Origin of the sequence: Stenotrophomonas sp. B2 (assembly GCF_014947095.1) — a bacterium.
Taxonomy (GTDB): Bacteria; Pseudomonadota; Gammaproteobacteria; order Xanthomonadales; family Xanthomonadaceae; genus Stenotrophomonas; species Stenotrophomonas maltophilia_P.
The window spans coordinates 1-8,866 of the sequence record NZ_JADCQA010000025.1; the positions used below are offsets into that span (position 1 = coordinate 1).

Consider the following 8,866-nt stretch of genomic DNA (forward strand, 5'->3'; position numbering starts at 1 on the left):
GATGCCCTTGCGTGCGAATGTCCTCCGGCGCCGGCCGTTGGCCGTCACCTCCTCCTTTACTTCGCACGCAAGGGCATCCGCCCGGCGTTTAGGGGTTATCGGCACGCAGCGGTGTGCGGACGACGGCACCGTGCCTGGTGGGCAGGTGGGGACGTCATGGGGAGGTATCCGCACTGGCATGGCATCGCTCGGGCTGGGGCTGCCTGTGCGCAGGTGCGTGCGTTTTTCCGTGTGGCGCCGGTCGGATGCCCTTGCGTGCGAATGTCCCCCGGCGCCGGCCGATGGCCGTCACCTCCTCCTTCACTTCGCACGCAAGGGCATCCACCCGGCGTGCAGGGGTTATCGGTGCGCAGAGGTGCGAAAATGCGCCGGGGACATTTGCCCACATGCTGCGGGCCGACGCGAGCGCCTTTGCGCTCGCGATCTGCTCGGGCGAAGACGCGCATCTGCACGCAGGCGAGGAATAAAAAAAGACCCGGCAGAGGGAGGGATCTGCCGGGTCCGGATTGCATGGGGGGAGGGACCCATGCAATGAGCGAAAGCGTCGCGTCAGGGCGTGTGGCCGGTCGCGTCCGCTGTTGATTCGTTGTAGCCCTGCACCAGCTCGGACCAGGAGCGTCCAGCCAGCAGGCCAAGACCGACCACGTCCTGCTGGGCCTGCCCAAACCGCTGCAGGTTGTCCTGCCACAGCTGAGCCCCCTGCGACAGCAATCCGGCCGGATCTTCGCTTCGTGCCAGCTCGCCGAGCCAGCCACCGGTCGCGGTCAGGTTGCGTTCCAGTGCTTTCAGCTGCACGCCGAACATGCTTTCAGCGTTCTCCAGCGCCAACCGGTTCGCGCGCGTTGCGGCGGCGGCCAGCTGGCGGGTGGCATCACTGAAGCGATCGCTGAAGGCGGCGGTCATGGGCGTCAGGAAAGGACTTGATGCATTGCAGCATACGCCGATGATGCCGCATTGCAACAAAAATCATAAAGGCGCCCAAGGCGCCTTTAGAAATCTTTATATATCAATGAGTTGTTCAGGTGCCGGGGCCCCGGTACCGGCAGCCGGAGGTGCAGGTCTCGTGGACCGTGATCTCGCTCAGCGCCGGCAGCGCGGGCTTGAGTTCGTTCCATATCCACACCGCCAGGTTCTCGCTGGTCGGGTTTTCCAGGCCGGGGATGTCATTGAGGTAGTGATGGTCCAGGCGTTCGTAGATCGGCTGGAAGGCCGCCTTCACGTCCCCGAAATCCATGATCCAGCCGGTCTGCGCGCCGGGTTCGCCCTCGACCTTCAGTTCCACCCGGAAGGAGTGGCCATGCAGGCGCGCGCACTTGTGCCCCGGCGGTACGTTCGGGAGGCGGTGGGCCGCCTCAAGCATGAAGACTTTGAAGATTTCCATGAGCGGATTGTACGCCGCTGCTGTCGCATCCGACCGGGATCGCGCCGGCCCCGAAGCGGAGTGACTATTTCCATCCGGATGAAGAGATGTTAGCTTCTCTTATATCCGTATGAAGAGATGTTATTGGTCGGGCCCCGGCCAGTCATGGATTACTGCGGAACTTCGTCGCCCTACCACCACCCCACACATCGTCATGCCCCAGCACACCCTGCTCGTGGCGGCCCTGGCCGCCGCTCTGGCCGCGCCATTGTCCGCCGCCGCCGAAACCACCGCTGCCGCCAGTGGCGAAGCCAGTACCCTGGCCGCCGTCCGCGTCACCGGCTCCAACATCAAGCGCGCCGATACCGAGGCGTCCAATCCGGTGCAGGTAATCGGCCGCCAGCAGCTGGAACAGACCGGCAAGGCCACCGTCGCCGATGTGCTGCGCTCGATCTCCGCCAACACCGGCAATGCCAACAACGAGACCACCAACAACGGCTGGGCCTCCGGCTCGGCCAGCATCGGCCTGCGCGGCCTGTCACCGAAGAACACGCTGGTGCTGCTCAACGGCCGTCGCGTGGCGAACTACGGCTTCCCGGCCGGTGGCCTGTCCGATACCTTCGTCGACCTCAATGCCCTGCCGCTGGTTGCGGTCGAGCGCATCGAAGTGCTCAAGGATGGTGCTTCGGCCGTGTATGGCTCCGATGCCGTGGCCGGCGTGGTCAACATCATCACCCGCCAGAACTTCGAAGGTGCCGAGATCGGTGGCAGCTTCGGAGGCGCCGACCAAGGGGGCCTGCGCGAGCAGAACCTGAAGTTCGTGGGTGGCCTCGGTGATCTGGACAGCGATGGCTACAACATCCTGTTCAGTCTCCAGGGCTACAACCGCGACCGCCTGGATCAGGACGAGCGCGATCTGACCAAGAGCGGCATCTACACCGACCTGCCGGGCGGGCGCTGGAACGGCTGGTCAGCCAAGGGTGCGCGCTATCTGATCAATGGCGTGTCGGTGCCGATGCTCGACGCCAGCGGCAACTGCCCCACCGGGACCACGCGCGTCGCGAGCGCTCCGATCGACGGCCTGGCTGGCGACACCTGCGGCTTCAACCAAGCGCCGTACACCACGCTGATTCCATCCACGAAGCGCTACCAGGCCTATGCCAACGGCACCTTCCGCCTGGGCGACAACGTCGAAGCGTTCGGTGAAGTGCTGTACAGCCAGATCAAGAGCGCGGCCTGGTTCGGCAGCAGCCCGTTCTTCACGCTGGAAAGCGGCCGCTTCGCCCTGAATGCCGAGACCGGCCTGGCCGAGCCGGTGTCGTCGCAGCTGCCGGCGGGCAATCCGTACAATCCCTACGGGCGTGCCGTGCCGATCGAGTACACGTTCTTCGATCTCGGCGGCACCATCAAGACCAACCGCTCCACCGCCTATCGCGGCGTGTTCGGCCTGCGCGGCACCACCGCCAACTGGGACTGGGAAGTGGCGGCGTTCGGCGCGCGCAGCAGCGAGCGTGAGACCGTCTCGGGCGGCTTCGCCAACCGCTGGGCGCTGGCCGATGCGCTGGCCAGCGGCAGCTACAATCTGCTCGACCCGGCGGCCACCCCGCAGTCGGTGCGTGATGCGATCAACATCGCCACGCTGCGTCCGGCCGAATCGAAGCTGCAGGGTGTCGATGCGAAGATCTCGGGCAGCCTGGGCCGCACCTGGGCCGGTGACATCGGCTTTGCCGCTGGCGCCGAGTGGCGCCGCGAGAAGCTCGATTCGAACAACCCCTGGCAGATCGATGCCGGCCTGCAGGTGCGTCCGGCCATCGCCGAGGTGCACGGCGAGCGCCAGGTCAGCGCTGCGTACGCGGAAGTGAACGTGCCGCTGGCCTCGACCCTGGAACTGTCCGCCGCTGCGCGCGCCGATCACTACGATGACTTCGGCGATGCGTTCTCGCCGAAGCTCGGACTGCGCTGGCAACCGCTGGACTTCCTGCTGGTGCGCGCGTCGGCCTCGAAGGGCTTCCGTGCGCCCTCGCTGTCGGAGAACTCCAACAGCACCAGCATCTCCTACGGCAGCGTGGTCGATCCGCGCGACCCGGATGTGCCGGGCTCGCGGCAGAGCCCGACGTTCTTCACCGTGGGTAACAGTGACCTGAAGCCGGAGCGCACCAAGAGCGTGAACTTCGGCGTGGTGCTGTCACCGTGGGCGAACACCAATCTGAGTGTCGACTACTACCGTATCCAGCTCGACAACCTGGTCGGCACCAACAACACGCAGACGCTGATCAACGACAACGTCGCCGGTGCCGTGCAGCGCGATGAGCGCGGCAAGCTGCAGGCCGTCTACAACCGCTACCAGAACCTGAGCGAGCTGAAGACATCGGGCATCGACGTGGAACTGCGCCAGCGCATTCCGACGGCGCGCCTGGGAGATTTCACCCTGTCTTCGGCCTACACCCACGTCCGTGACTACCGCCGTCCGACCGTGGTCGGTGGGCCCCTGGTCGACTACGCCGGCAGCAACCTCGGCGCCACCCTGCCCAAGGACAAGGCCACCACCACGCTGGACTGGAAGTACGGCGACTTCAACGCGGCGGTGACCTGGTACTACACCAGCAGCTATCGGCAGGAAGCCAGTACCGCCGCCAAGGCCGTGCAGCAGCGTGTCGGCAGCTACAGCCAGTACGACCTGTACCTGGGGTACACCGGCATCGACAGCCTGACCCTGTACGCCAAGGTGCAGAACCTGGGTGACAAGACGCCGCCCTACGATGCGTCGTTCCCGGGCATCCGTGCGCCGTATGACTTCACCCAGTACGACCTGCGGGGTCGCTACTTCACACTGGGCTTCGACTACCGCTTCTGATCCACCGCCGTGGCCGGTCACTTGCCGTGACCGGCCACGTTGCCCTCTGCCGTCCTGTTTCCGGGGAGTCACCGTGTCCTTCCACCGCCGTGCCGTTCTTCCGTTGCTGATCGCCGCTGCCAGCGCAGTGTTCCCCGCGTTGTCCGCGCAGGCGCAGAGCGCCTATTTCTTCCCGCAGGCCAGCGAGGCCGGCGCGTTCGACAGCGCCATTCCCACGCCGGAGCAGTTCCTCGGCTATCCGATCGGCAGCCGCTACACCCGCCACGACCAGTTGGTCGCCTATTTCGAGGAACTGGCCAGGCATTCGGACAGGATCCGCGTCCAGCACATTGGACGCAGCTATGAAGGCCGCCCCCTGCTGATTGCCACCATCACCGCGGCCAGCAACCAGGCGCGGTTGGAACAGATCCGCCAGCAGCACGCGACCCTGGTCGATCCGGCACAACCGCGCAGCGCAGCCGGTGACAGCCCGGTGGTGGTCTGGCTGGGCTACAGTGTGCACGGCAATGAAACCTCCAGCGGCGAAGCGGCGATGCTCACCGCGTATTACCTGGTGGCAAATCGCAGCAGTGAAACCCAGCAATGGCTGCAGCAGGCGGTGGTGCTGTTCGACCCGGCGCAGAATCCGGACGGACGCGACCGTGCCGCCAACTGGCACAACGCCTGGGCATCGGACCCGGCCTCGGCCGATCCGGCTGACAAGGAGCATGTCGAGCCGTTCCCGCAGGGCCGTACCAACCATTACTTCACCGATCTCAACCGCGACTGGCTGGCGCTGACCCAGCAGGATTCGCGGCCGAAGGTGGCCGCCTTCCACCAGTGGTACCCGAACGTGCAGATCGACTTCCACGAGATGGGCAAGGACAGCACGTACTACTTCGAGCCTTCGCCGAAGAGCATGCACAGCCCGTTGATCCCGGCCGCCTCCTACGAGTTCAACAGGACGCTGGCCACGTACCACGCACAGGCGCTGGACGCACTGGGGTCGCTGTACTACACGGGGGAGAACTTCGACAACTTCTCGCCGGTGTATGGCTCGACCTATCCGGACTTCCATGGCGCGGTCGGTGTCACCGTCGAGCAGGCCAGTTCGCGGGGACGGGTGCAGGAGTCGGTGAACGGGCTGCTGACCTTCCCGTTCACCATCCGCAATCAGGTCGCCACCGGCCTGGGCACGGTGCGCGGTGCGGTGGCCGAGCGCAGTGGCCTGTTCGACCTGCAGAAGACCTTCTTCCAGAGCGCATTGAAGCAGGCCGCGCAGCAGCCGCAGAAGACCTTCGTGTTCGGCGACGCGCATGATCCGGCGTTGACCCGGCGCCTGCTTGAACTGCTGCTCCTGCACCGGATCGAGGTACGCGCGCTGGATCGCGATGTCACCGTCGAGGGGAAGCGCTTCCAGGCAGGCAGTGCCTATGTCGTGCCCGTGCAGCAGGCGCAGTTCCGCCTGGTGCACTCGATCTTCGCCGAGACGCCGCCGATCAAGGGCGACGTGTTCTATGGCAGCACCAGCTACGCTATTGCGCCAGCCTACGGCGTGGCCTTCGCCGGCAGCCGCAGCCGCATCGACGGCGGTGCACAGGTGAGCGAGCTGCCACCACTGCAGGGCGCGGTCGTCGGCGGCCAGGCGGGGTTCGCCTATGCCATCGACTGGCGTGACTACAACGCCAGCCGTGCGCTGGCCGAGCTGCAGGGCAGGGGACTGGCCGCCCGCGCTGCATTCCAGCCGTTCACCGCCGGAACCGCACAGGGCGATGTGGCTTTCGCGGCCGGCAGCATCGTCGTTCCGATCGCCGGCCAGCCACTGCAGGGGGCGGCCCTGCTCGACGCGGTGGCCGCGGCGGCACGTGCTTCGGGCGTACGGGTGCATGCGTTGTCGAGTGGCCGCAGCCGCGAGGGCATCGATCTCGGCAGCGATGGCGTCAAGGCACTGCGCAAGCCGGCCGTGGCGCTGGTGATGGGCGAAGGCGTGGCGGCCACCGAGATCGGATCGGCCTGGTTCCTGCTGGACCAGCATCTGCACCTGCCGGCCAGCAAGCTGGATCCGCAGCAGCTGGGCAAGGTTCCGCTGGATCGCTACACCACCCTCGTGTTGTCCGGTGGCACCTACAGCAGTGTCGATGCGACCGCGGTGGCCGCACTGAAGCGCTGGGTGCAGGCCGGCGGCTCGCTGGTGACCTATGGCAGCGCGTCGAAGTGGGCGATCGAACAGAAGCTCGCCGATGGCGAGAAGACCGGCAAGGACGAAGAGGCCGGCGACGAATCCCGTCGCGCCTTCGGTGACCAGCGCGACATCGCTGCGATCGAGCGGGTGAGCGGCAACATCCTCAGCGCCGATGTCGATACCAGCCATCCCCTGGCGTTCGGCGTGCCGGGCCGGCAGCTGGCGGTGAACAAGGAAAACAGCGTGACGCTGCAGCCGAGTGCGAATCCGTTCTCGACGGTGGTGCGCATCGACGCGTCACCACGGGTCAACGGTTACCTGTCCGAGCGCAATCGTGCCCGGGTGGCAGGCAGTGCGTGGCTGCTGGTGTCGGCCCAGGGAAAGGGCAACGTGGTGCTGTTCGCCGATGATCCGGCACACCGCAAGTACTGGCATGGCACGGATCGACTGCTGATCAATGCGATCTTCTTCGGGAATCTGGCGAATCCGGCGAAAGCACGCGGATGAGGCGTCTGGCGCCTTGATTGATGCGCGGGCAACAAAAAAGGGACGGCGCGCCAGCGCCGTCCCCGATGTAAGGCCTCCCGCGCAGCGGGACGCCCTCATTCCTGTCAGTCAGGATCAGCCGGCGCGACCGCCGCCGCCCTGGCCGCGGCCACGACCACCGCCGTTGCCGCCTCCGCCACGACGCTGGCCCTGACCAGCGCCGGCACGCTGCTGGCCGTTGCTACCGCCCTCACGACGGCCACCACCGGCCTTCTTCGGGCCGGCGTGGGCATGGCGCGGCGCATCGCCGTGCGGACGTCGCGCGTGGCTCTTGCGCGGGGCGCGCTCGCCGGTGTCGTGCTCGGCCTTGCCCGGTGCACTGTTGCCCCAGCGGATCGGCACCTGCAGCTCGAAGCCCGGCACATCGCGGATGTCCATGTCGCGTCCGAGCAGGCGCACGATTGCGCGCAGCAGCTTGACCTCGTCCTGCGCCACCAGCGAGATCGCCTGGCCGGTGGAGCCGTTGCGGCCGGTGCGGCCGATGCGGTGCACGTAATCCTCGGCGACCATCGGCAGGTCGAAGTTGATCACCTTCGGCAGCTCGTTGATGTCGATGCCTCGCGCCGCGATGTCGGTGGCCACCAGCACGGTCACGCGACCGGCCTTGAAGTCACCCAGCGCACGCAGGCGCTGGCCCTGGCTCTTGTTGCCATGGATCGCCGCGGTCTTAATGCCCGACTTCTCCAGGAACGCGGCCAGCTTGTCGCTGCCGTGCTTGGTCCGGGCGAACACCAGGGTCTGCTCACGGCTGTCCTGTGCCAGCAGGTGCAGCAGCAGGTCGCGCTTGCGGCCGGCGTCGACCGGATGCACGCGATGGGTGATGGTCTCGGCCACGGTGTTCTTCGGCGTCACCTGGATCTGTTCCGGGTTGCGCATGAACTCCAGCGCCAGCTGGCGGATGTTGTCCTCGAACGTGGCCGAGAACAGCAGGGTCTGACGGTTCTGCTTGGGCAGCTTGGCCAGGATGCGCTTGATCGACGGCAGGAAGCCCATGTCCAGCATGCGATCCGCTTCGTCCAGCACCAGCAGTTCGATGCCGGACAGGTCGATGCTGCGACGCTCCAGGTGATCGATCAGGCGGCCCGGGCAGGCCACCAGCAGGTCCACGCCACGGCGCAGGATGTCCAGCTGGTTGCCCATGCCGACGCCGCCGTAGATGCAGGCGCTGGGGATGCGCAGATACTTGCTGTAGCCGCGCAGGCTGTCATGCACCTGGGTGGCCAGCTCGCGGGTCGGGGCCAGGATCAGTGCGCGCGGCTTGCGCGGGCCACCGCCACGCACTTCCTGCGGCGCGGTGCCCAGATGCTGCAGCAGCGGCAGGCCGAAGGCTGCGGTCTTGCCGGTACCGGTCTGTGCGCCGGCCAGCAGGTCGCGACCGGCCAGCGCCAGCGGGATCGCCTGCTGCTGGATCGGGGTCGGGTTTTCGTAGCCCTGCTCGGCCAGCGCACGCAGCAGGAAGGGCGCCAGGCCCAGCGATTCAAAAGACATCGAGTGTGCTCCAAGTACAAGAAACGCCTGTCCGAATGGACAGACGGGGGCAGATCAAACTGATCGGCTGACTCGGAGCGTTCCCGTGAACCGCGCTGCGAGAATTGGGTGCAGCCGGCACGAAGCGCAGGCTGGAATGCGTGACGAACGGCGTCGGAGTGGGGGCGGGCGAAGAGGGCGGACCCTGGTCGCCGGCGATCCCGGAGGGAAACGGACGGCCGCTGCAGACTCCGCAAGTCTAAACGATGTTTGAGACTTCACGCAAAAAGGCCTGTTCAGGTAAGGGTTCTCTCTGCAGGGCTGCGCCCTGCACCCGCAGAGGCCGAAGCCACGTCAACGTCAACGTCAAAAGCGGGCTTCCTGAAGGTAGGCGGGGTGGGTCCGGTGGCGGGAGACGCCGTAAACCCTTCCCTGGGGGCTTGGCCGCGGCATCCATGCCGCGGACACTCCCGCCACC

General features: G+C 66.5%; 5 protein-coding genes. 2 read left to right on the plus strand and 3 right to left on the minus strand.

The window, feature by feature from the left end; all coding sequences use genetic code 11:
* Positions 1 to 549: 549 nt before the first annotated feature.
* Both IMX13_RS18630 and queD read right to left on the minus strand, forming a co-directional pair.
* Complete coding sequence (locus IMX13_RS18630; RefSeq protein ID WP_065175367.1) at positions 550 to 903, minus strand: phasin family protein; 354 nt, start codon at positions 901 to 903, stop codon at positions 550 to 552.
* Positions 904 to 1,018: 115 nt separating this feature from the next.
* Positions 1,019 to 1,381, minus strand: coding sequence for a 6-carboxytetrahydropterin synthase QueD (gene queD, locus IMX13_RS18635; RefSeq protein WP_053518296.1), 363 nt, complete (start codon positions 1,379 to 1,381; stop codon positions 1,019 to 1,021).
* A 193-nt stretch (positions 1,382 to 1,574) separates the two neighbouring features.
* Here queD and IMX13_RS18640 point away from each other — a divergent pair, with 193 nt between their 5' ends.
* Complete coding sequence (locus IMX13_RS18640) at positions 1,575 to 4,214, plus strand: TonB-dependent receptor (RefSeq protein ID WP_193396950.1); 2,640 nt, start codon at positions 1,575 to 1,577, stop codon at positions 4,212 to 4,214.
* A gap of 73 nt (positions 4,215 to 4,287) precedes the next feature.
* A complete protein-coding gene (locus tag IMX13_RS18645; RefSeq protein ID WP_193396951.1) occupies positions 4,288 to 6,882 on the plus strand; it encodes a M14 family zinc carboxypeptidase in 2,595 nt (864 codons plus the stop codon).
* Between the two features lie 114 nt (positions 6,883 to 6,996).
* Here the strand turns inward: IMX13_RS18645 and IMX13_RS18650 are convergent, their stop codons facing one another.
* Positions 6,997 to 8,409 (minus strand): DEAD/DEAH box helicase, encoded by a 1,413-nt coding sequence (locus IMX13_RS18650; RefSeq protein WP_193396952.1) that lies wholly within the window; start codon positions 8,407 to 8,409, stop codon positions 6,997 to 6,999.
* Positions 8,410 to 8,866 lie beyond the last annotated feature (457 nt).

Coding starts and splice junctions, on each gene's coding strand:
- IMX13_RS18630 (WP_065175367.1), bottom strand. CDS start 903: ATGACCGCCGCCTTCAGCGATCGCTTCAGTGATGCCACCCGCCAGCTG.
- queD (WP_053518296.1), bottom strand. CDS start 1,381: ATGGAAATCTTCAAAGTCTTCATGCTTGAGGCGGCCCACCGCCTCCCG.
- IMX13_RS18640 (WP_193396950.1), top strand. CDS start 1,575: ATGCCCCAGCACACCCTGCTCGTGGCGGCCCTGGCCGCCGCTCTGGCC.
- IMX13_RS18650 (WP_193396952.1), bottom strand. CDS start 8,409: ATGTCTTTTGAATCGCTGGGCCTGGCGCCCTTCCTGCTGCGTGCGCTG.